This is a genomic window from Bacillus massilinigeriensis (assembly GCF_900117315.1).
In the GTDB taxonomy this organism is placed as follows: domain Bacteria; phylum Bacillota; class Bacilli; order Bacillales; family Cytobacillaceae; genus Bacillus_BE; species Bacillus_BE massilionigeriensis.
Map to the genome: position 1 here is coordinate 1,069,764 of NZ_LT630337.1, position 21,325 is coordinate 1,091,088.

Below are 21,325 nucleotides of genomic sequence, written 5' to 3' on the forward strand. Positions count from 1 at the left end.
CCTGGAAACATCAAAAAATATGGAAAGGTTATTCTTTACGTTAGGAGTGTACTTCTATTGCCAAAACAAAAACATAAAGGGATGACCATTTTTGCCATTGGATCCATCCCACTTATTTTAGTCTTAGGCAACTCAATGTTAATTCCGATTCTTCCAAAGATGAAAACAGAGCTAGATGTATCTCAATTTAAAATTAGTCTTATTATTTCCGTTTTTTCTATTGCTGCTGCTGCTTCCATTCCTATCTTAGGATATCTTTCAGACAGGTTTTCACGGAAAGCCGTAATCATCCCTGCACTTATTTTATACGGTAGCGGTGGCCTATTAGCTGGTGCTGCTTCAGCTTGGTTTGATCATTCCTACTTTTGGATTCTAGCTGGGAGAGTTATGCAAGGAATAGGGGCAGCAGGTACAGCACCTATTGCCATGGCGTTAACTGGAGATTTGTTTAAGGGGGGAGAGCAAAGTAAAGTACTGGGTCTAGTTGAGGCTTCTAATGGGTTTGGAAAAGTCATCAGCCCAATTTTAGGTTCTCTTTTTGCCATGATCTTCTGGTATGCAGCTTTCTTCGCTTTTCCAATATTTTGCTTTATCTCGATTCTCTTAACTATCTTCTTCATTAAAGAAAAGAAAAAGGAAAAAGAGCCACCGCCAGTTGGAAAGTATGTTAAAGGACTTTTATCCGTATTTAAATCAGAGGGCCGTTGGTTATTCGCTGCCTATTTAACTGGGGCTACCTGTCTGTTCACCTTATTCGGTATTTTGTTTTATATATCCGATATTCTAGAAAAGGAGCATCACATAGATGGTCTGTTAAAAGGAGGTATTCTAGCAATACCACTTTTATTTATGACTAGTACTTCCTATATTACCGGGAGCAAAATCGGCAAAAAAATGAGGCTAATGAAATCCTTAATCATCCTTGGATTACTTCTTATGACATCTTCTTTTGCAGCCTTGATTTACTTTAAAAAATTAATCCCATTTATTTCTGTTTTGGTTATAAGCAGTATCGGTACTGGACTTGTACTACCATGTATTAATAGCTTTATTACTGGTTCAGTTCCATCTGATCGAAGAGGATTTGTCACCTCACTATATGGTTCTGTCCGATTTTTAGGTGTGGCCATAGGACCTCCAATATTCAGTACGTTGATGGAATGGTCAAGAACAGGGATGTTTTTAATAACAGCTGGTCTTACGTTATTTTGTGCCCTATTATGTATGGTGCTAATTCACATTGCTAAAAAGAAACCTTCAGAAGAAAGCGATACACTCTTTGAAAAGCTCCAGCTTACTTAATAGCTTTTTTGATTTTCGTCAAAAAGGTAGTAATCAAAGCTTCATTATTTGGCAAAATTTTCGGTAAAGGAGTAGATTGATTTGCAAATCTATTTTTCACCAGAGGTAGTCACGCCAGAATACCAAGTACTAAATGTAGTGGATTCTGATAATAAGGCCGTGGGGAATGTCGCCTTTCTCTTCGATGAAAAAAAGCTGTACGTATATGGAATCTTAGAGGAGGAAGGTGTCGGAGCAGACTTTAAAGACCTCGTCACCCCATACATTAAAGGACTCGCAAAGGCAAAACCGGGTCTAGATATTCTCTCTTGTCTATACGTGGGATGTAAGAAAATAAACTTGAATGATGAAAAGGAACAGAAATAAAAATCTATCCCATATGAAGGTGCTTGGTACCACAACATTATCTCTTCAGATTCAAGATATTTTGTGGTGCCGGAGGACCTTATAGTCATTAATGGAGGTTAGGAATAAAATGGCTGAAAAGCAAGAAGGAATTAAACCCTCTAAAAAATATGCCAACGGAACATTTCACGAAAATGCTTCTGGAAGATTTCAAATACTTGACCGTTTTCTTGGGAAAGATGGTATTATTTATCTTAAAATTCAGTGGGTAAATACAGGTCAAATTGAAACAAATAAGGAGGTCAATATCTCTGCTTCTATTTGGAAATATGAGAAGGCAAGGGGTAAAATAAAACCCGTTGAAGAAAAACCTCCTCTACCAGAAGTATCCCTTTCAGATATTTTGGAGAGGATTGAGACATTAGAAGAATACCTAATAGAAACAGGTAACGATATTAGAGACCTGAAAGAACAAACGGCTGTTTTAATTAAACAAAATGATTTAGTGTCTAAACTTATAGATAAAATGTAAAAGAAAAAATGGATATATAGCATAATTTACCTAGACAATTAAGTTCTTTTACATAATAAAGTTAAAACTCCCTTTTCATTTGAAAGGGAGTAATTAGGATGATTGCAGGTCTAGGGAGATATTTTTATCCCAAAAAAATTGCACCGAAAATTAGAGAACCGATTATCACATATGCGGGATGGACCTTCCATTTCTCTAATAACAAGAAACTTGCAATGATTAAGAAAATAGTCATAAATAGTCCATTTCCTTGATAGGAATTAAAAAAGAAATCAAATGTCATGATTCCTAGCAAAACTGCAATGACCGGTCTAATATTTTGAGTCATTTTTTTAACATTTGGTGAATCCTTATATTTATAAATAAGACCAAGAAATAGAATCATTAATATTAAGGATGGAGCAATGGTTGCAAACAAAGCAATGAAAGAACCAAATGCCCCTCCTTGCTGATAACCAATAAATCCTGCCATTTTGGTTGCTATAGGTCCTGGCAAAGAGTTTCCTATTGCAAGCATTTCACTAAATTCGTGAACGGACAACCACTCGTACCGATCTACTACCTCTTTTTCTATTAATGGAATGGAGGCAGGTCCTCCTCCGTATCCAAGAATACTTGGGATGAAAAATGCCATAAATATTTGAAAATATATCATACGCTAGAGTTCCCCCTACTTCCAATCTCCACTTTTTGCTTTTTATTTGGAGGCTTTGGAATCCAGGCAAGTATCATTAGTGAAATTATGATGATGCCAGGATGAACTGAAAATACTTCCATTGCAACAATACTTAATATAATGAAGAAGATATTTTTTACCCAGCCAAGATTCATGTTGGCCATTTTCAGAAAATCCCATGTCATAACGGCAAGCATTACTCCAACAACAGGTAATATAGCCTTTGTCATCCCTGACACCCATGACATATGTTGAAAGTTCGTTAGAGTTGATAATAAGATAATCATTAACAACACAGTTGGTAATACTGTAGCCATTATGGCATTCATCATTCCTATGAAACCGCCAACGCGATACCCAATATAACCAGCCATTTTAGTTGCAATCGGGCCAGGTAAAGTATTAGCAAGAGCCAAAATATCAGCAAATTCTTTATCATCCAACCAGCGGAATCGCTCAACTACTTCCTTATGAACCAGAGGAATCGATGAAGGGCCACCACCATACCCAAGCATCCCAGACCGAAAGAATGCAATGAAAATGGCACGTTGATTAACAACGCCTTTTGTTAGAGTTATTTTTTTTTCTTTCTGCTGTTCTTTGATTTTTGGCAGTTCTACCATATTGCAATCTCTCCATCTTTTCTTGGTTCTGTTCCGCAGAAATATACGCTTGTTTCTAGATACGTCATCTGAATCCAAGATTTACTATAATTCATGGCTATTACAAGCCTATTGTTACTTATCAGAATTTTCTATTACTCTATTTTACAAAACTTTCATCTTTTTTTCATTGATCAATTTATTATTTTGATGTCCCATAGACGTATCCTAAAAGATTCATTCCCAATCACAGGTTTTAGCCTCTATTTTATTAAAATGATAAATCAGCCCCTAAATAAATTTACTAGCTAAAAGCATCCTTTGAAGACAAAAAATGACTTACCCATATATTGAAGTGGGATAAGCCATAATTTTTTTGTTTATATTTTTATATAGAATTATGTAATTAGATTTTTTGGAAATTTTAAGCTAAATAGGCCTCTTGAACCTCGTCATTTGTAATTAGATCCTTTCCGTTCCCTTGAAGCTTAATTTCTCCATTTTGGATAACGTAGCCTCTATCCGCTATATGAAGAGCTTGGAAAGCATTTTGTTCTACAAGTAAAATAGTAATACCTTCTTGGTTCAATTCCTTTATTATCTCAAAAATTTGTTCCACAATAATTGGAGCAAGTCCCATGGAAGGTTCATCTAACATTAATAGATCGGGTCCGAGCATTAATGCCCTTCCAATAGCAAGCATTTGCTGCTCTCCTCCACTCATCGTCCCACCCTTTTGGTCTAAACGCTCTTTTAATCTAGGAAAATATTGAAAAACCCGTTCTAATCTATCTTTTATTAGTACTTTATCCTTAACAGAAAAGGCACCCATCATTAAATTTTCCTTAACTGTTAAATTTGGGAAAATCCTTCTACCTTCTGGAACATGTGCTATACCGAGAGCTGTGTTTTCATGGGCAGGTCTATTTGAAATTTCCTTATCTTTATAAAGAATTGTACCTTTCTTAACACCTACTAACCCACTAATTGATTTTAATGTCGTGGATTTTCCAGCACCATTACTACCTATTAAGGTAACAATTTCTCCTTTTTCAACATGAATATCAATACCTTTTAAAGCCTGAATCCCACCATAAAAGGTTTCAACACCATTTAATTGAAGCATACTCATTCGTCAGCCCCCCTATCCTGCTTGTATGGCTCCAGATCCTAAATAAGCCTCGATTACTTTGGGATTACTTCGAATCTCTTCTGGTTTTCCTTCTGCAATTTTTTCCCCGTGATCTAAAACAAAAATATGTTCTGAAATTTCCATTACTAGTTTCATATCATGCTCAATTAGAATCACCGTAAGATTGTATTCATCTCTCATTTTCTTAATTAGCTGGGTTAATTCATTTGTTTCTTTTGGATTCATCCCTGCTGCAGGCTCATCCAATAAGATGACTTTAGGTTTAGCCGCTAATGCCCTTGCGATTTCAAGTCTCCTTTGGGCACCGTAGCTTAAATTGCAAGCTTTTTCATTAATAAAGTTTGCAAGTCCCACATACTCCAATAGCTCATAAGCTTCTACCTCTGCGCTATATTCTTCTTTTCGAACACCAGGGCGATTAAATAAAGTCCCTAGAATCCCTGCTTTCAAATGAGTATGCATTCCCACTAGAACGTTCTCAATAACTGCCATTTCATCAAATAGGCGTATGTTCTGGAAGGTCCTTGCAATCCCTCTTTTCGTCACATCATGTGGCTTTAACCCGTGTATTTTTTTACCCTCTAATAATATAGATCCTGAGGTAGGTTGATAAACCCCTGTTATCATATTAAAAAAGGTTGTCTTACCAGCACCATTTGGTCCAATTACTGCCGTTATCGAGTTTTCATTAAATGTCATTGAAATATTTTGATTAGCAGTAAGACCACCAAATTGTTTCGTTAAATTATGCACCTCTAGTATAGACATTGATTTCTTCCCCCTTAACTATACTTGTGCTTTCTCATCCTGAATATGATTCGAAATGATGGTGTTCTTTGATTTACCTGCTTTTAATTTTTCCTCATCAAATTTTTTATTTTTTGACGGAATTAATCCTTTAGGTCGATATAAAGCAAATATTATTAATAGTCCACCAAAAATTAATCTCTGCATCTTAGATGGAGATAAAGCATCTGGAATGGATACAAATCCAGAAAGACTTAATTGGTTTAGCCAGTTTGTTATTTCTGTTAATACTTGAAGATTTAGAATCGTCATAACGGCTGCTCCTAAAATAACCCCAGGTACACTTCCCATACCTCCTAGCACGACCATTACTAAAATAGTAAAGGATTCTAGTAGAGTAAAGCTAGTTGGGTCAACAAAGGTTTGTTTAGCAGCAAATACGACTCCCATCATACCCGAGAACGATGCACCAATAGCGAAGGCAGTAAGCTTTGTCTTTACTAATGGGATTCCCATAGCCTGAGCGGCAATTTCATTTTCTCTTATAGCCTTCCAGGAACGACCTATTTTGGAATGCTCAAACCGAAGGACTGTAAAAATGGTGAAGACTAAAATTATGAGAACAATATAATAGAATTGATTTGGATAAATAAATTCCAGTCCAAATAGTCTAGGGGGTGTAATAGAAGCAATCCCCATGGCACCGTTTGTAATATTGACAGGTTTATCAAGATTATTAAATACAATCCGAATAATCTCTCCAAACCCAAGAGTTACAATCGCTAAATAATCTCCCTTAACCCTTAAAACTGGGACACCAATTAAGATTCCAAATAATGCTGCGACCAAACATCCAATTATGATAAATATCCAAAAACTTTCTCCTGAAAGTGGATAATGGCCAAAAGGCATAAAATTTGCAGCCTGTGGGGTAGCAAACATACCATACGTATACGCCCCTACTGCAAAGAAGGCAACAAATCCTAAATCTAATAATCCAGCCATCCCTACGACAATATTTAACCCAAGTGCCATCGCGATATAGATTCCAACTAAGGTTGCGACCTCCATATATGCCTGGTAGCCTGCACCATTACTTGCAGTGAACGGGAGTAGAAAGATAAGTACGACTCCTGCGATGATCCATTTAGTAGCATTTTTAAAACTAGTAAAATAAAGCATCAGTAAGGAAGCAAGCAGCAATAAAAATGATGTAACTGATCTTTCCGCTAGATAAAGGCTTAAGGATGTTACTCCAATGTAAATTAGAAGAAAGACAGCTTGTGCCATTCTATTATTCTTATACTTATTCCACAATGTTTTCATTCTTCTCACCTACACTTTCTCAGTAACCGATTTTCCAAGAAGTCCTTGCGGTTTGAAAATCAACACAATAATTAATATGATAAAGGCAAATACGTCCTTATATTCCGCTCCAAATACTCCACCGGTAAGAAGTGTTAAATTGGCAGAGGCAAACATCTCCATAATACCGAGCAATAAACCACCAAGCATGGCTCCACGGATATTTCCAATTCCACCTAAAACAGCTGCAATAAATGCTTTTAAACCAAGGATAAATCCTATATAAGGGTCAATGGTTCCATATTGCACGGCGAATAATACACCTGTTGCTCCACCGAGAGCAGAGCCTATGAAAAATGTCATCGAAATCACTTTATTCACATTGACTGTCATGAGAGAGGCTGTTTCTCGATCCTGGGCTACTGCTCTCATCGCCATACCCCATTTTGTCCTATTGACAAAAATATCGAGTATAATCATCATAATTACTGCTGTAACGAGAACGATAAGAAATGAGGATTTAATAGAAGCATCATTAAATATTGAACCAAGGGCAGATGCTTTAATGGATATTTGTTCAGTGAAAAGGCTTGGACCAGTTAAAATGTAGTTACCATTTTTTAATTCAGCAATGAATCTAACAACGTCTTGTAATACAAAGGATATTCCGATTGCTGTGATTAAAGCGATGAGCTTAGGGGCTTTTCTTAAGGGACGATAGGCAACCCGTTCAATGCCCATTCCTACAAAACCAGTTAATAATGCAGTTATTAAAAGAACCACAATTAACACTACTATTGCAGGAATAGCTGATACCCACCCTATTCCTGTTAGAATGATTAAAATCGTTGTGCCGATAAATGCACCAGACATGAAGATCTCACCATGCGCAAAGTTAATTAATTCCAAAATTCCATATACCATTGTATAACCTAAGGCAATAACGGCATAAACAGTACCCAGGGTAAGACCATCTATTAAGACTTGCGGAATTGTATGTAATATCTCATTTAGCATCTTTTACCTCCTACCACCAGTGTTTAGAAAAGGTGAACCTACTATCAGTGGGATTTCCCCCACTATTGGTTAGCTGAAGCAATTGGGAGTTTACTGGTAAGAAAATCCACCACTTAACCCTAAAACGATGTTACAGATATTTAAGTGGAAGTCTTATCGCCCATTAACTTTAGATAAAAAGGGTACGCCCTCGATTTTAGGGGGTCATACCCTTTCCCTTTTGGTTCTTATTTAGCTACTTCACCTTCAAATTTAGCTGGATATTTAGCTTCATCAAATTTGTAAATGAATACTTTTGCAAACTCATTATCACCTTTATCATCGAAGGTTACTTGAGTTAAAGCACCCTTATAGTCTGAGACTGCACGAATAGCTTCTGAAAGCTGTTCGCGAGTAGGCAATTTTTTGCTATTTGCATTAATAGCATCCTCTAAACCTTTTAGGACAACACCCATGGAATCGTAGCCATATACGGAATATGACTCTGGGTTTTTGTTAAATGCCTTTTTATAATCATCGATAAACTTTTTACCAGTATCAGTTGTAGATGAATCCCCGGCAACTGAAGTAATGTACGTGTTTTTAATCGAATCCCCGGCAATTTCAACTAGTGTTGAAGAATCCATGCCGTCACCACCCATGAATGGAATATCAATTCCTTTATCACGAGCCTGCTTAATTAATAGTCCACCCTCTGAGTACATTCCACCAAAATATACTAGTTCAGGTTTTTTAGATAAGATTTGGTTAAGAACTCCGTTAAAATCTTTTTCACCGATTGTAATCCCTTCAAACCCAAGGATTTCTGCTCCAGCTTCTTCTGCACCTTTCTTGAACGCCTCAGCAAGACCAGTACCATAAGCGGTTTTATCCTGAACGATAAAGATTTTTTTTGCGCCTATTTTATTTACTGCATAGTCTGCACCGGCAGGACCTTGAGAATCATCACGTGCTACGATACGGTTAACCGATTTTAGCCCCCTATCGGTCACTTCAGTCGCAGTATTTGCAGGTGATACCATAGGTATGCTATATTTCTCGTAAACTTCTGAAGATGGGATTGCAACACCTGAATTATAGTGACCAACCACTGCTAATACATCCTTGTCAGATGCAATTAATTGTGCATTGGCAACCCCTTTTTTCGGGTCTGCCTGATCGTCATATGGTACAAGTTGCAATTCAAAACCTAAATCCTTAAATTTGTCCTTTTGTTCATCTAAAGCTAATTGTGCTCCTAGCTTGATTGCTTCCCCAACTGTTGCACTTCCACCTGATAATGGACTTTGAGTTGCAATTTTAATTATCTTTGTGCCTTCTGATTTTGACCCGGTGCCACCGCTAGTTTCCTTTTCACCACTACAACCAGCCAAGATGCCTAGTGCTAAACCACTAGCCATTAAGAATGAAAAAGATTTTTTAAACTTCATTTTAACCCTCCCTATTTTTTAATATATATAGTTATACAGCATTTCCTTATGTACAGTATTCTTATAGGAGAAAAGTAGTATAACTAGTAATAATAGTAACAATGTTCTAAATATTTTGTCAATAATAATGTTAGAAAATCTAACATTTTTACATATATTTTCCTTTTTAAATATATTATTATTCACTAGTAATTATGACTTCTGCTGTTCTTTTTCGGAAAGTAATCTTAGATAATAAGGATTGTTTTGGAAGAAATAATGTCTATTATTCTACAAATATTTTTGTGGGAACTTAAAAGGATAATAATAAAAATATTATCTCCATTTAATTACATTTTCAAAGAGGTCTAATTTATGATTGGTAATTAATTTACATCTGGTAAGAATGTTCAACAAATAAAATGGGGAAACTAGTCCCCATTTATGGTTAATCTTTCTAACTTTTCTTAAAATTTCTAATATTATTATATATCTATTATAAAATTGAATCAACCTTAATTATCAGTTTCCTTTTCTTTACTCCATTCTATAAATCTCCCCATTACTTCATCAATAAATAATAAGGTTGGTTCGTCAACTAATCTTCCATTCTCAAATTTTGTCAGGGCTTGATTAACAATTACCTCATTTCCACTAGGTGGCAATACCCTGGAAGAAAGACCCGGACTAGATAAAATTTGTCTTAGATGTAATTGTGCACGTAATGTTCCAACCATACCTGTTGATACTCCAACAATCATAACTGGTTTATTACGTAATACAAAATCGACTCTTGAAAGCCAATCAAGGGCATTTTTCAATACGCCAGGAACGGACCAATTATACTCTGGAGTTGAAATCAATACGGCATCTGCAGATAGTATTTCTTGTTTAAAATGATAAACCAATTCGTTAGGACTATTCTCATGATCCTGATTATAAAATGGTAGCTGAGCAATGTTTGCCATTATTATATCAAGCTTCTCACTATATCTTTCCTGTAGGGTTTTAACTAAGCCAAAGTTCAATGAGTCTTCTCTAATACTTCCTACTATTGCTACAATCTTCATTTCAATTCCTCCTAAATCTTGAACATTTCATAGCGCTTTATCACTATAATAATTGTTAATATAGTCAAAAATAATCAAATATTTTAAACCCTTCAAATATTTTCTATTCAAAAAATTTTTTGTCTCATAGAGGATTGCCTACATTTTCTAAAAATCCCTTCTGACAATGGCCCTTTTTTACCAAAATGGGAGACCAAAAAATAGAGTTATCAGACTCAAGCTCCAAAATATACTATTAATCAAAAATATACCATTTAGTTCACGTATATTTACGGAATAAGTGTCCAATAACTCTCTAAAAAGGGATCATTTATGAATTAACAGCCGAATTTAATAGTCCCAAAAAAATGTTCATTAGCTTTGAGTTTAATTCAGCATTACTTTCTTCCTTAGAACCCCGTCGGCCAGGTCGCAAGATTTCGCTCACTCAGTTCCCTTTTGCTCGTTAATAAAAACTCCAGGGATTGACTTAAAAATTTACGGGTTTCTCCTGGATGAATGACATCATCTATGAGATGTTTCGCAGCCGCTTTATAGGGTGAGCTATCAAATGACCAATGGTTTAGCAATTGCTTCCTCATTTCCTTTGGATCTTCGGCTTGAGAAATTTCGCGGGCGAAAACAACATTAATTCCTACTTCTGGACCAGTAAAGTTTATTTCGGCAGTTGGCCAAGCAACAATTAAATCTCCTCCCATTCCTGGTCCACACATATTTCCGTAGGCTGCCCCGATACTTTTCCTAATAACGACCGATATTTTTGGTACTGTCGTTAAAGCTAATGCCTGATTCCATACCATAATTTTGGTTGGCATCTGAGCTTTTTCTGCTTCACTGCTAATACGAAACCCAGGTGTATCATGTAAAAAAATCAATGGAATGTGGTAGGAATCACATAAACAAATAAATTCAGTTGCCTTTTGACATTCATGAGGACCAGGTGCTCCTGCAAATTGATTTGGCTGATTTGCTACAATTCCAACCACATGTCCATTAATATGGGCAAATACTGTGATTATTGCCCGACCAAATTTCGCTTGGTAATCAAAATATCGGCCATCATCAACGAGCGTTTCAATTATTTTTTTCATATCATACACACGATTGCTTTGTTGAGGTAAAATCGAAAGAACCTCATCCACATTTCGATAAGGATCATCCTTTGATAGCCCCATAGATGGTCTTGTCAACGCATTTTGTGGCATATATTCAAAGTATGCTTTTGTCGCTTCAATACATTCCTCTTCAGTTAAACCATCATGATCGATCTGACCAGTAAATTTATTATGTATGTCCACTCCCCCAAGCTCCTCTGGAGTCATCTTTTGACCATTGGCAAGCTCAAGCATTCTTGGACCGGCGATTGCCATACAAGTACCTTGTAGCTGTGTAACAAAATCTGAAGATACTGCTGTCCATGTTGGACCCCCATAACTATCTCCTAAAATGGCAGACATTGTGGGAACTTGACGATGGTTGGTTAGCATCTCTCTTGGAAATAACTTATCACTAATTCCGTCAGAACCCATTCCATCGGGCATTCTTAGACCTCCACCCTCATTTAGGAAAAACATAGGGAGACCATTTTTTATAGCAAATTCATGAAGCATCCTAGATTTTCGAATGTGAACATTTCCCTCTGTCCCGGCAAAAACAGTTTTATCTCCAGCTTGAATGACTGCTGGTCTACCACTTACCTTGCCAATCCCACCGATAAGACCATCTCCGTAACTTTCCTTTTTATTACCAGAATCATCCGATGTATTTAACATCCCCAATTCACGAAATGATCCAGGATCGACTAATTTAGAAATTCGTTCCCTTGCTGTTAAAAGACCTCTTTGATGCTGGGCTTCAATTTTGCTTGCACCACCGCCTAATAATGCTGCCTCTTTTCTTTCTATTAAATCATCTGTTAGTCCTTTTAAAATATCCATTTATTCTCCTCACTTTCATGAATATATTCGTTACATACTGACTGGTTAGTATTTGTTTTTTTAAAAAAAGAGGTTTAAACCCTCTGCGAAAACTATTTTCACACTATTCAAAAAATATTACCACTATTATAGCTTTATTTGAAATAGCAAGCAACTAAATCCTTCCCTGAAAAATGAGGATACCGTCATGAAAAATGCCATTCTATCCATTGTTCATGATTTGTTTGCTGATAGCCCACTATTTGTTTGAAGACTCATAATTTGATTATCTCAGGGAAAAATATTGCCATAAATAGAATTGGGGGTATAAACTTGATTAATCAAAATCTTCCAACAGGAAGTGGAACAAATACATTTATTACTGACAATCTAAAAAACGAATCGGTTGTAAAACTTAATCAGGATGAGTATGAGATTTATGTTAATGGAAGCTATGTTGGAAAAAAGGCCTTAAAAAATCAGGGAGAAAGGCTCTCTGACATTGATGACTTCTTAAACCATCAAGGAATACAAAACTTTACTTCAAATTTAGAAGGTGACCACTATGTCATTCAATCAGATGGCCAAAATAATGATATTGTTGACGCTTTAAATGTCTATTTCAATAATCGCTAACCTCATAATTTTCAATCCTAGTTGGTTTCTATTTCATAATTGACTGGCATTTTTTTAGGTTTGGTTATTTTACAATCCAACATAAAAACGGGGGATAGAGAAATGAATACTGTCATGCATTTTTCTAACCTAGTAATTGTTAAACTATCTCCCCCCCGATCACTTGTATATTGGGGCAAAATATTTTCATTAAAAAACCCAGACGATTTATCCTTCTTTGGGCTCATGAAGGGCAGAATCATTCAGGAATCTACGCGGTTTGTCCTTCATCCGGCTCATGAAGGACAAAACCATTCAGAATCCCATGCAAAGCGGCTTTCATAAATCCCCTAAAATACATAACCAAACAAAATCTAATCGAAATTACCAAAATTGAAACTACTTATCAAAAGTAATTCTAATAAATGGAGCAACGTCCAACTGACATTTCTCTATTAAATAATTAAGACCTTTCCTAGTAGATGAAGATTCCTTATCTTTAGGATATAAATATGTGAAATAATCCAATGAGAATTGCAAAACCTAACAATGTCGAATGTGTGGTACGAAGACTTTTCACTTTTTTGTTCTTGTATAATATTAATCCAAGGATGCTAGCAATCAACATTAGTACCACTGCACCTAATCCAACGATCCCCTCACTTTCTAATTCTCCTTCGTTAAGGTACATGACAACTCCATGAAATATACTTAAAGCCATTGCTACTATTCCAAAATATATATGATATTTGCTTAAAAACTTTGAAATAGAGATATAGGTTTTTTTTGCCCCTGGAAAACTAGTAATGACTGATTTCGTTGACTTTCTAATAGGGAATATTAAACCTGCCGTACCCATTGTAATAATAGTTATCCAGCCAGCCAATTCACCTATATCTTCAAAATTCCCATCCTTCCCTTCATCATCATGCCCGTGCCTGTCATGATCTTCGTACTCTTCTTCATAATCCCCCTCCGCAGAAACAAGGTTGCTCTCTGTAGTAATTAGATTAATTGTAATTGCAAACAACATTAGGATAGATAATAGTTTCCAATATTTCATAAGCAATCTCCTTTTGAACAATTTATATTACTAGAATAATCCTTTAAAATGAAAACTGTCTGAAAAACTCATGAAGCAATTCAACTATTCCATTTGTGCTTGATATTTTTTTCTAATCAGAGTTTGTCCATATTAGTAACAAAATGAGCTTGGCTCTAATGAATAATCAGCAAATTATAACTTGGCGAATTAGTCTAAACTTCGGTTTAACTCAAAAAAAGAGCCATCCTCCTCATTGGAAGAATAGCTCCTCTATAGGTTTCATTTTGTTTCTTCTTTCTTGAAAATACCAACCAATAACATAACGAGTCCAATGATGAAGATGATAGGAAAAATATATATCATGCTCAATGCAGCCCATCCATTTTTCTCAATAATTGCATACGTTAACCCTAACGCAAATGATAAGGCTGGTGAAATTGGTACCATAAGAGCAATGCCCCATACCTTATATTTTCTTTTTTTCGACTTGCCTACGCTGAGCATATTAGCTACAAACGCACCAATAAATGCAATTCCATACCCTACAACAATCGCCATTTTATTTATCCTTTCAAAATCCTGATATTTACAATACTGCCCGTTAGTAAGTTCCAAATTTATGGTATTCATTTATTAAAGGATATATTTCCCATTATCATGTTTTGACATAGTGTTAGATTATTTTCATTCCTTTTACTAATTATATGTCTTTAACTTAAAGGAGAGAATATTTTTGGTGAGTTTTTCCATCATCTAAAAATGATTAAGAACAGAAGAGAAGCGGACAATAATCATGTTAAGACAATAGCTATTTTTACTTAATAACTATAGTTGCTGGACGGAAGAAGGTTTTTGTTTTGAATGAGAATATTATGGATGTATTAAGTGAGGAACAGATAAAACTAATTGAATATGAACTTGATGGGTTAACCTTTACAAAAAATTTCCGCTCCCCTTCTGCAGAAGAATGGTATATTTTTCTCCCAAGCTTTAAGGATCCTCTAACTGGTGGTGCCGCAGGAAAGGCAATAATACATTATAATCTTTTGGATACAAAGGAAATTTTTATTAATACTACTATTATTTTCGATGACCCCTCCCTACATCATTTAGAGCAGTATCAACTTGTTTATGCTATTTCTGATGAAATTGTCAATCGTCTCGTTGGGTACGCCAACACCCTTTTATCTGTTCATGCCGGGGAAAATTCCTACAATGCAGAATATAACCAATGATATTACCAAAAAGAAATGATCCTATTTTATCAATATTACGTATGACAAAAAAGGATTAGAAATAAAAAGCACTCCATTCATTTATATTCGAATTCGTATGTATTAATCCTTCAAAACAAGAGAAAAGGGAGATGAAGAAGGAAAAAAATGAGCTATTTTCATATCCTTACAGAACTTGTCATTGGCTATTTTGCACTTTTTCTGACTGTAAAAATTTTAGGAAAGACTCAAATTAATCAAATTACTCCTTTTGATTTTATCTCTGCCCTTGTTTTAGGTGATTTGGTGGGAAATGCCGTGTTTGATCATAGGGTAGGTCTTATTAAAATCCTTTTTGCCATCGTGATTTGGGGTGCACTCATATTTTTTACAGAGTTGGCTACACAAAAATCTAGACCCTTACGACACCTTTTTGAAGGAAGAGCTTCTTTGATTATTAACAAAGGAAAAATTGATTGGAAGGAAATGAAAAGAAATCGTTTAGATATCGATCAGCTGAAGCAATTGTTACGTTCAAAAGATATCTTCTCTCTACAAGATGTTGAGTACGCCTTTTTTGAAAATAATGGAAGTATTAGTGCTATGAGAAAGCCAGAAGCAGATTTTCCTACTTGTCAGGATTTAAATATTCAATGCGAGGAACATAATATCCCAATTACTATCATCAGTGATGGTAAAATTTTAGCATCAAATTTAAAGAAAGAGGGTTTAACGGAGGAATGGCTTCATAAAGAATTGAATGCACATGGGATTAAACAACCAAAGGATGTCTGTTATGCGGAATGGGATGCTGAAAAAGGGATCTATTTTCAAGAATATTGAAAGCTACTCATTAATTGAGTAGCTTAGTTGACTTTCTAGTAATAATCAATTTCTTAAATCTTATCAAGTGCCTGTTTAAGATCACTCTTTATATCCTCCCATGCTTCCAGACCAACAGACAGGCGCAATAATGTGTCCTCAATCCCCATTTTTTCTCTTTCAGACCTTGGAACGACTGCATGTGTCATCGTAGCGGGATGTTGAAGGAGTGTTTCAGTATCCCCTAGACTTACGGCAATTTTTATTAGCTCTAATTGATTCATGAATAATTGCGCCGTCTCCTTCGTTCCTTTTATTGAGAAGGATAACATTCCTCCTGGTTTGGTCATTTGGCTCTTCATAATTGAATAATCTAAATGATTTTTGTCACCAGGATAATAAATAGATTCAATTTTCGGGTGGCTTTTTAAAAATTCAAACAAAATTTCCGTATTTTCACAATGTCGGTCCATACGAACTGGAAGGGTCTTTAAACCTCTTAATAGTAGCCAGGCATCAAATGGGGAAATAATTCCCCCAATATCTTTTTGGGTTGTACGAGAGATGTTATCTATGAAGTTTCTTTTTCCAACTACTAATCCTGCAATGACATCTCCATGTCCGCATATATATTTTGTTGCACTATGGAGCACAACGTCACAGCCATGGGCAAGAGGTGTTTGTAAATAGGGCGAACAAAAGGTATTATCAACCACAACTGGTATCCCTTTTTTATTTGCAAGGCTCGCAACCATTTTGAGGTCTACTAGCTTCATTGTTGGATTTATTGGGGTTTCGATATAGATGCATTTCGTATTCGGTCGTATTGCTCGTTCTATCTCTTCAACAGAATTCATATTTGAGAAATCATGATCTATTTCATATTTTTCTTTTAAAAGATGAAGTAATCCAAAGGTACAGCCGTAAACTCCTTTGGAGCAAAGTATATGGTCACCTGTCCTAGTTAAGGCCACAAGAACAGCAGAAACTGCTGCCATACCAGAAGAAAAGGCTAATGCCGCTTCTCCTCTTTCTAATGTAGCTATCCTGTCTTCAAGAATCTTAACAGTTGGATTACCCAGCCTCGAATAAATATAACCCTTTTCCTCTCCTGAAAATCTTCTTTCACCCTGTTCTGCCGTATTAAATGTAAAGGTAGACGTTTGAAATAGGGGTGGAGTTAAGCTTCCCTGATTTTTTTCTGTTTCATATCCAGCATGTATAACTTTTGTCTCAAATTGATAATTATTTTTATCCATTTCTATCCTCCTGGGTAAACGCTTACATTTTTTCTCTATATAATATGTTTGAAATATTAATTTAGTAATTTATCCATAAAGGTGATTCTCCATTTTCTTTTATGAATTAGGTGTATGCCCACACTCATTTTACTGTAGATAAATATCCTGCAAATAAGTCGGTGATTCTCGACTAATTTAGTCAACTTTTACAATGTCTAGGAGGAATGAGCAATGGAGCTTTATGAAAATATCAAACACCTTTTTGGAGAATTAAAGGAACCCAGTTTGAAAGAATTAGCCTATCATTTAAAGCAAGTTCCAAACGTAGCAAATTCGATTGTCCCGTTTATCAAGGAACCTAAACAGTACCAATATGGAAGAAATGTGATTTATCGAAACAATGAATTAGAAGTGATTGTCATTAACATCCCCCCACATAAAGGAACCGCTATCCACGATCATGGAAAATCTATTGGCTGTGCCATGGTAATAGAAGGAACCATCGTGAACTCAATATACAGACTAAACGGTGACCGTTCAGAACAATTTTCTTCTTTTTGTATTAACCAAGGCGAGTGTCTATACTCTACCAAGGGAATGATTCATAAAATGACCAATCCTTCAAATGAACGTATGATTTCTCTACATGTCTACTCTCCACCATTGAAGGATATGACAGTTTACGAGGAAGAAGAAAGTGTTCAAAATAGGATTTGAGTAATGTATGAGTAATAGATTTCTGTTTTTTTCCTTTTAGGCTTCATCTACTTTGAACTACTACTTCTAATCGTTTGGTAGATAATACGTTAACAATTGAGGTTGCAGTTCATTATTATAAGATAAATGGATAATATATTTCGTATGAAAAATGGGGTTGTTGGTGGATTCACGTCATTCAAATATAAAATTGACAGACTTTCTAGAACTGTATGTGATTTTTTTGAATTGCCTTATGGACACTGGTTCCGTTATTTAGGTTTTTACTTATGGATTTATGGGTTTTACGGACTCTGGTTCCGCTATTTTTTCAATTTAAAGTAATTTCCTTGTAATTTCCAGTCAATAGTGGATCCTCTGTCCGTTAGTTACCAATTTTAAGCGATTTTTATCGATTTAGTGGATCCTGTGTCCGTTACCACAAAACGAGAGTTGGCTCCACTTCCGTATTTTTAGTATTACCTTTTGGATAAATATCAATCTACTCTATTATTGACTGTAGACTTGAAATATCAAAATGCGTACTTTATATGAACGCTTTTTTCATGAAATATAGCTTACTCCACCATCTAGAATAATGTTTTGACCAGTAATATAGGATGACTTCTCTGACATTAACCATGTCACTACGTTTGCTGCTTCTTCCGGAGTCCCCATTCTTCCTAAAGCATTTATGTTTTGATATTTTTCCTCAAGCATATTTCCTTCTTCTTTTGACAAACCTTCAAATTTCCTTTCAATCATAGGCGTTCTTATTGCACCAGGTGTTAGAGTATTGACTCTAATACCTTGTTTCCCGTACTCTCTCGCAACACACTTCGATAAGGTGATAATTCCGCTCTTTCCAACTGTATAGGCCGTGATTCCTGGGTGACATACAAACGCATCTAGTGAGGATGTATTGACAATTGACCCCCCACCACCCTTAAGCATGGCTTGAAGTTCATATTTCATACATAGCCATACACTCTTAATTGTTATACCCATCATTCGGTCAAAATCTTCCTCGGAAAATTCATGAGTTCGTGCAGGCGTCATCTCTGCATGACAGGCATTATTAAAAGCAAAATCTAATGTCCCGAAAATAGATAGCGTTTCATCGACCATCTGCTTTATTTCACTAGATTGACTTACATCCTTTGATAGAAAGACAACATCAGAGTGTATTTGTTTTAATTCCTGAATTGCCTCCTCTCCCTTAGAAGAGTTTCTTCCTACGACGACTACCTTTGCACCCTTTTGAGCTAAACTAGCAGCAACAGATAACCCTATCCCAGATGTACCACCAGTAATCAAGGCAACTTTATTATTGAATTCCAACTGGAAACTCCCTCCCTTAAATATTCTTCATATCTTTAATAGAAAATCTTTCAGATAATGATTTTTGAATTGCCATGGACATGAATATTTGTATTTTGCTGCATTCCTTCAGACTTCCTATACATTACCGTCGCTAAAGTTATGATTAAAAGATTGTATAGAATAGTCAAAGCCAGCAGGTGAACTTGGCTTGGTTCTGTTTCAAAATGAAGAATGGCAAGATCGCTGCTTCCTACCAAATGATTGATGGTAAGATTTTGGATCATATGGGCAAATGTAACTGGAAGTAACTTCCCCCCAGTTCTTAAGTAGACATATAATAAAGAACAGCTAGTTACTAATAAAAACAATAGATAAAATGGGTTAAAGTCCCCTTTAAAAAGGTGCGATAGCATAAAAAATAGACCTGTAGCAAGATATAGTTTCATAGTACTTAAATGCTTTAAGTTTGATACTAGATACCATCTATACAATAACTCTTCTGTAAACGCTGCATTGAACCAACCAAACCCTACTACTAACAACATCAGATAAAAGGAGATTCTTGAAAAATGTTCAGTTTTCCATTCTATGGAAAAATGATCCAGCTTTGAGGCCGCCACTAGGTATATAAAAAATAGACAAATCGTTAAAGTAATCGAAAAGACGGAAAATAATAGATCCCTTTTGTTCATTTTTAAATCCAATGTATCAAGTGGCTTTTTATCAACAAATTTATAAAAGAGTAAGATTGAAACAGTTTGAAGTATAGCTCCGAGAGAGGCAAGAATCCCCCATTCCATCAGAGTAGCTGATTCCATTTTCCTTCCTAAAAAAATCATAAGTAAAATGATGGTCAACGAATTGATTAAAATTATTGCTAATGAACGAATATAGTTCTTTTTCATTTATTACACCCTTCCTTGGTTAACTTCACTTCCTTACTTTAATGTTTTGTTCAAGATACTCATAGTGTCGAAAAGTCATAAGTTTCTGCATTGTTTATGACTTTTAGTCATTTTTTAAGTAAAAAGTTATCAATAGTTAAATGAAAAAAATGTTTTGAAAGCTATATAGACTATTCGACCAAACGTTCTATAGGAGAATTCTGATCGAATTCCTATAAAAAAACTGATGCCTGACTCCCTCAGTTATTGCTGTGGGCTTCAGACACCAGTTTTACACTACTTTTGACGATGTAAACACTTGCTTATCAATCCGGAATGATTCTAATGCCCTGCGATTAACCTCATATCCAATACCAGGTTTCTTAGGGATCTGAATCACACCATTTTTTACAGTTACTTCAGGCTCAATAATATCTTGAACCCAATATCTTGAGGAGGCAGCTGTATCTCCAGGTAAATCAAAGTTCGAAAGGGTTGCAATGGCAATATTATGCGCCCTGCCAATTCCAGCTTCGAGCATTCCTCCACACCAAAGGGAAATCCCTTGACTAGCACAGTAATCATGTATTTTCTTTGATTCACTAAGGCCTCCAACTCTGCCTATCTTGATGTTTATTATTTTACAACTTCCCAGTTCAACGGCTTTCCTTGCGTCTTCTAATGAATGAATACTTTCATCTAAACAAATCGGAGTAGTTAATTGAGATTGTAATTTTGCATGATCCACAATATCATCATGGGCAAGTGGCTGTTCAATCATCATTAAATTTAGATCATCTAATCTTTTAAGTAATTTAATATCATTTAGGGTGTACGCGGAATTAGCATCAGCCATCAAAGGTACTTCAGGAAAAATTCTTCTAACCTCTTTCACCATTGAATAGTCATAGCCTGGCTTTATTTTTAATTTTATTCGCTTATATCCTTCTGTTACATAACGCTCAACAACATGCAAGAGCTCTTTGACTGTTGGCTGGATACCAATGCTGATTCCTACATCAATTTGTTCTTTTGTCCCACGAAGAGCTTTCGAAAGAGGGAGGTTCATTCTCTTAGCATATAAATCCCAAACTGCACCCTCTATGGCTGATTTAGCCATATGGTTTCTTCTAATTGGTTCAAATCGCTTGGAGATTTCATCAGGATGTTGAAACGGTGTATCTAGTAGTAACGGAATTAGAAATCTTTCCATCATATGTTGGTTGGTTTCTACCGTTTCTTCGCTATACCAAGGGCTTGAAAAAGCAACCGTCTCTCCAAACCCAGTAAATCCAGAATCATCTTCAACTTCAATGACAAAAAACTCCTTATCCTGGAATGTTCCAAAGCTTGTAGTAAACGGATCATTTAACCTCATCACTAACCGATGAAGGATCACATTCCTTATCGA

The 21,325-nt window shown here is 35.7% G+C and carries 22 protein-coding genes; 7 read left to right on the forward strand and 15 right to left on the reverse strand.

The window, feature by feature from the left end; translation table 11 throughout:
* Nucleotides 1–81 precede the first annotated feature (81 nt).
* The 3 genes from BQ6100_RS05430 (at nucleotide 82) to BQ6100_RS05440 (ending at nucleotide 2,179) form a co-directional block, all read left to right on the forward strand.
* Nucleotides 82–1,302, forward strand: coding sequence for an MFS transporter (locus tag BQ6100_RS05430; RefSeq protein ID WP_235816570.1), 1,221 nt, complete (start codon nucleotides 82–84; stop codon nucleotides 1,300–1,302).
* A gap of 81 nt (nucleotides 1,303–1,383) precedes the next feature.
* On the forward strand, nucleotides 1,384–1,668 hold the full coding sequence (locus tag BQ6100_RS05435; protein WP_075980703.1) for a hypothetical protein: 285 nt from the start codon (nucleotides 1,384–1,386) through the stop codon (nucleotides 1,666–1,668).
* Nucleotides 1,669–1,777: 109 nt separating this feature from the next.
* Nucleotides 1,778–2,179 carry a hypothetical protein gene (locus BQ6100_RS05440; protein WP_075980704.1) on the forward strand — a complete coding sequence of 134 codons (402 nt, stop codon included), beginning with the start codon at nucleotides 1,778–1,780 and terminating at the stop codon, nucleotides 2,177–2,179.
* 124 nt (nucleotides 2,180–2,303) lie between these two features.
* On the opposite strand, the gene BQ6100_RS05445 is transcribed toward BQ6100_RS05440, so the two are convergent.
* From BQ6100_RS05445 to BQ6100_RS05485, 9 genes are all read right to left on the reverse strand, one after another.
* The gene (locus BQ6100_RS05445; RefSeq protein ID WP_075980705.1) at nucleotides 2,304–2,834 is read right to left on the reverse strand and encodes a chromate transporter; all 531 of its coding nucleotides are present in this window, start codon (nucleotides 2,832–2,834) and stop codon (nucleotides 2,304–2,306) included.
* Nucleotides 2,831–3,478 carry a chromate transporter gene (locus BQ6100_RS05450; protein WP_084780241.1) on the reverse strand — a complete coding sequence of 216 codons (648 nt, stop codon included), beginning with the start codon at nucleotides 3,476–3,478 and terminating at the stop codon, nucleotides 2,831–2,833. Before BQ6100_RS05450 ends, BQ6100_RS05445 begins: the two co-directional genes overlap by 4 nt.
* A gap of 403 nt (nucleotides 3,479–3,881) precedes the next feature.
* Nucleotides 3,882–4,589 carry an ABC transporter ATP-binding protein gene (locus BQ6100_RS05455; RefSeq protein WP_075980706.1) on the reverse strand — a complete coding sequence of 236 codons (708 nt, stop codon included), beginning with the start codon at nucleotides 4,587–4,589 and terminating at the stop codon, nucleotides 3,882–3,884.
* Nucleotides 4,590–4,601: 12 nt separating this feature from the next.
* Complete coding sequence (locus BQ6100_RS05460) at nucleotides 4,602–5,378, reverse strand: ABC transporter ATP-binding protein (protein WP_075980707.1); 777 nt, start codon at nucleotides 5,376–5,378, stop codon at nucleotides 4,602–4,604.
* 18 nt (nucleotides 5,379–5,396) lie between these two features.
* Nucleotides 5,397–6,683, reverse strand: a complete 1,287-nt coding sequence (locus BQ6100_RS05465) for a branched-chain amino acid ABC transporter permease (protein ID WP_075980708.1) — start codon at nucleotides 6,681–6,683, stop codon at nucleotides 5,397–5,399.
* A 9-nt stretch (nucleotides 6,684–6,692) separates the two neighbouring features.
* Nucleotides 6,693–7,679 carry a branched-chain amino acid ABC transporter permease gene (locus BQ6100_RS05470; protein ID WP_075980709.1) on the reverse strand — a complete coding sequence of 329 codons (987 nt, stop codon included), beginning with the start codon at nucleotides 7,677–7,679 and terminating at the stop codon, nucleotides 6,693–6,695.
* A gap of 227 nt (nucleotides 7,680–7,906) precedes the next feature.
* Nucleotides 7,907–9,109, reverse strand: coding sequence for a branched-chain amino acid ABC transporter substrate-binding protein (locus BQ6100_RS05475; protein WP_075980710.1), 1,203 nt, complete (start codon nucleotides 9,107–9,109; stop codon nucleotides 7,907–7,909).
* A gap of 494 nt (nucleotides 9,110–9,603) precedes the next feature.
* Nucleotides 9,604–10,158 carry an NADPH-dependent FMN reductase gene (locus tag BQ6100_RS05480; RefSeq protein ID WP_075980711.1) on the reverse strand — a complete coding sequence of 185 codons (555 nt, stop codon included), beginning with the start codon at nucleotides 10,156–10,158 and terminating at the stop codon, nucleotides 9,604–9,606.
* A 389-nt stretch (nucleotides 10,159–10,547) separates the two neighbouring features.
* The gene (locus tag BQ6100_RS05485; RefSeq protein ID WP_075980712.1) at nucleotides 10,548–12,095 is read right to left on the reverse strand and encodes an acyl-CoA carboxylase subunit beta; all 1,548 of its coding nucleotides are present in this window, start codon (nucleotides 12,093–12,095) and stop codon (nucleotides 10,548–10,550) included.
* A gap of 312 nt (nucleotides 12,096–12,407) precedes the next feature.
* On the opposite strand from BQ6100_RS05485, the gene BQ6100_RS05490 reads away from it, so the two are divergent.
* On the forward strand, nucleotides 12,408–12,710 hold the full coding sequence (locus BQ6100_RS05490) for a hypothetical protein (RefSeq protein ID WP_084780243.1): 303 nt from the start codon (nucleotides 12,408–12,410) through the stop codon (nucleotides 12,708–12,710).
* Nucleotides 12,711–13,188: 478 nt separating this feature from the next.
* Here the strand turns inward: BQ6100_RS05490 and BQ6100_RS05500 are convergent, their stop codons facing one another.
* Nucleotides 13,189–13,752 carry an acetate and sugar kinases/Hsc70/actin family protein gene (locus tag BQ6100_RS05500; protein ID WP_075980714.1) on the reverse strand — a complete coding sequence of 188 codons (564 nt, stop codon included), beginning with the start codon at nucleotides 13,750–13,752 and terminating at the stop codon, nucleotides 13,189–13,191.
* A 261-nt stretch (nucleotides 13,753–14,013) separates the two neighbouring features.
* Nucleotides 14,014–14,349: a hypothetical protein gene (locus tag BQ6100_RS05505; RefSeq protein WP_235816490.1), complete on the reverse strand. Its 336-nt coding sequence runs from the start codon at nucleotides 14,347–14,349 to the stop codon at nucleotides 14,014–14,016.
* 242 nt (nucleotides 14,350–14,591) lie between these two features.
* Between BQ6100_RS05505 and BQ6100_RS05510 the strand changes: the two genes are divergently transcribed.
* Nucleotides 14,592–14,969, forward strand: a complete 378-nt coding sequence (locus tag BQ6100_RS05510) for a hypothetical protein (RefSeq protein WP_390622399.1) — start codon at nucleotides 14,592–14,594, stop codon at nucleotides 14,967–14,969.
* A gap of 147 nt (nucleotides 14,970–15,116) precedes the next feature.
* Nucleotides 15,117–15,791, forward strand: a complete 675-nt coding sequence (locus tag BQ6100_RS05515) for a YetF domain-containing protein (protein WP_075980716.1) — start codon at nucleotides 15,117–15,119, stop codon at nucleotides 15,789–15,791.
* Nucleotides 15,792–15,844: 53 nt separating this feature from the next.
* Here BQ6100_RS05515 and megL read toward each other — a convergent pair whose 3' ends face one another.
* Nucleotides 15,845–17,029, reverse strand: a complete 1,185-nt coding sequence (gene megL, locus BQ6100_RS05520) for a methionine gamma-lyase (protein WP_075980717.1) — start codon at nucleotides 17,027–17,029, stop codon at nucleotides 15,845–15,847.
* Nucleotides 17,030–17,242: 213 nt separating this feature from the next.
* Between megL and BQ6100_RS05525 the strand changes: the two genes are divergently transcribed.
* The gene (locus BQ6100_RS05525) at nucleotides 17,243–17,728 is read left to right on the forward strand and encodes a cysteine dioxygenase (RefSeq protein WP_075980718.1); all 486 of its coding nucleotides are present in this window, start codon (nucleotides 17,243–17,245) and stop codon (nucleotides 17,726–17,728) included.
* 543 nt (nucleotides 17,729–18,271) lie between these two features.
* Here BQ6100_RS05525 and BQ6100_RS05530 read toward each other — a convergent pair.
* The 3 genes from BQ6100_RS05530 to menC all read right to left on the reverse strand — a co-directional run bounded on the left by BQ6100_RS05530 (nucleotide 18,272) and on the right by menC (nucleotide 21,292).
* Nucleotides 18,272–19,048, reverse strand: coding sequence for an SDR family NAD(P)-dependent oxidoreductase (locus BQ6100_RS05530; protein ID WP_075980719.1), 777 nt, complete (start codon nucleotides 19,046–19,048; stop codon nucleotides 18,272–18,274).
* 50 nt (nucleotides 19,049–19,098) lie between these two features.
* Nucleotides 19,099–19,935: a CPBP family intramembrane glutamic endopeptidase gene (locus BQ6100_RS05535; protein ID WP_075980720.1), complete on the reverse strand. Its 837-nt coding sequence runs from the start codon at nucleotides 19,933–19,935 to the stop codon at nucleotides 19,099–19,101.
* Nucleotides 19,936–20,206: 271 nt separating this feature from the next.
* A complete protein-coding gene (gene menC, locus BQ6100_RS05540; protein ID WP_075983452.1) occupies nucleotides 20,207–21,292 on the reverse strand; it encodes an o-succinylbenzoate synthase in 1,086 nt (361 codons plus the stop codon).
* Nucleotides 21,293–21,325 lie beyond the last annotated feature (33 nt).

Coding starts and splice junctions, on each gene's coding strand:
- BQ6100_RS05485 (WP_075980712.1), bottom strand. CDS start 12,095: ATGGATATTTTAAAAGGACTAACAGATGATTTAATAGAAAGAAAAGAG.
- BQ6100_RS05480 (WP_075980711.1), bottom strand. CDS start 10,158: ATGAAGATTGTAGCAATAGTAGGAAGTATTAGAGAAGACTCATTGAAC.
- BQ6100_RS05525 (WP_075980718.1), top strand. CDS start 17,243: ATGGAGCTTTATGAAAATATCAAACACCTTTTTGGAGAATTAAAGGAA.
- BQ6100_RS05430 (WP_235816570.1), top strand. CDS start 82: ATGACCATTTTTGCCATTGGATCCATCCCACTTATTTTAGTCTTAGGC.
- BQ6100_RS05515 (WP_075980716.1), top strand. CDS start 15,117: ATGAGCTATTTTCATATCCTTACAGAACTTGTCATTGGCTATTTTGCA.
- BQ6100_RS05455 (WP_075980706.1), bottom strand. CDS start 4,589: ATGAGTATGCTTCAATTAAATGGTGTTGAAACCTTTTATGGTGGGATT.
- BQ6100_RS05440 (WP_075980704.1), top strand. CDS start 1,778: ATGGCTGAAAAGCAAGAAGGAATTAAACCCTCTAAAAAATATGCCAAC.
- BQ6100_RS05460 (WP_075980707.1), bottom strand. CDS start 5,378: ATGTCTATACTAGAGGTGCATAATTTAACGAAACAATTTGGTGGTCTT.
- BQ6100_RS05450 (WP_084780241.1), bottom strand. CDS start 3,478: ATGGTAGAACTGCCAAAAATCAAAGAACAGCAGAAAGAAAAAAAAATA.
- menC (WP_075983452.1), bottom strand. CDS start 21,292: ATGAGGTTAAATGATCCGTTTACTACAAGCTTTGGAACATTCCAGGAT.
- BQ6100_RS05445 (WP_075980705.1), bottom strand. CDS start 2,834: ATGATATATTTTCAAATATTTATGGCATTTTTCATCCCAAGTATTCTT.
- BQ6100_RS05475 (WP_075980710.1), bottom strand. CDS start 9,109: ATGAAGTTTAAAAAATCTTTTTCATTCTTAATGGCTAGTGGTTTAGCA.
- BQ6100_RS05465 (WP_075980708.1), bottom strand. CDS start 6,683: ATGAAAACATTGTGGAATAAGTATAAGAATAATAGAATGGCACAAGCT.
- BQ6100_RS05470 (WP_075980709.1), bottom strand. CDS start 7,679: ATGCTAAATGAGATATTACATACAATTCCGCAAGTCTTAATAGATGGT.
- BQ6100_RS05535 (WP_075980720.1), bottom strand. CDS start 19,935: ATGAAAAAGAACTATATTCGTTCATTAGCAATAATTTTAATCAATTCG.
- BQ6100_RS05500 (WP_075980714.1), bottom strand. CDS start 13,752: ATGAAATATTGGAAACTATTATCTATCCTAATGTTGTTTGCAATTACA.
- megL (WP_075980717.1), bottom strand. CDS start 17,029: ATGGATAAAAATAATTATCAATTTGAGACAAAAGTTATACATGCTGGA.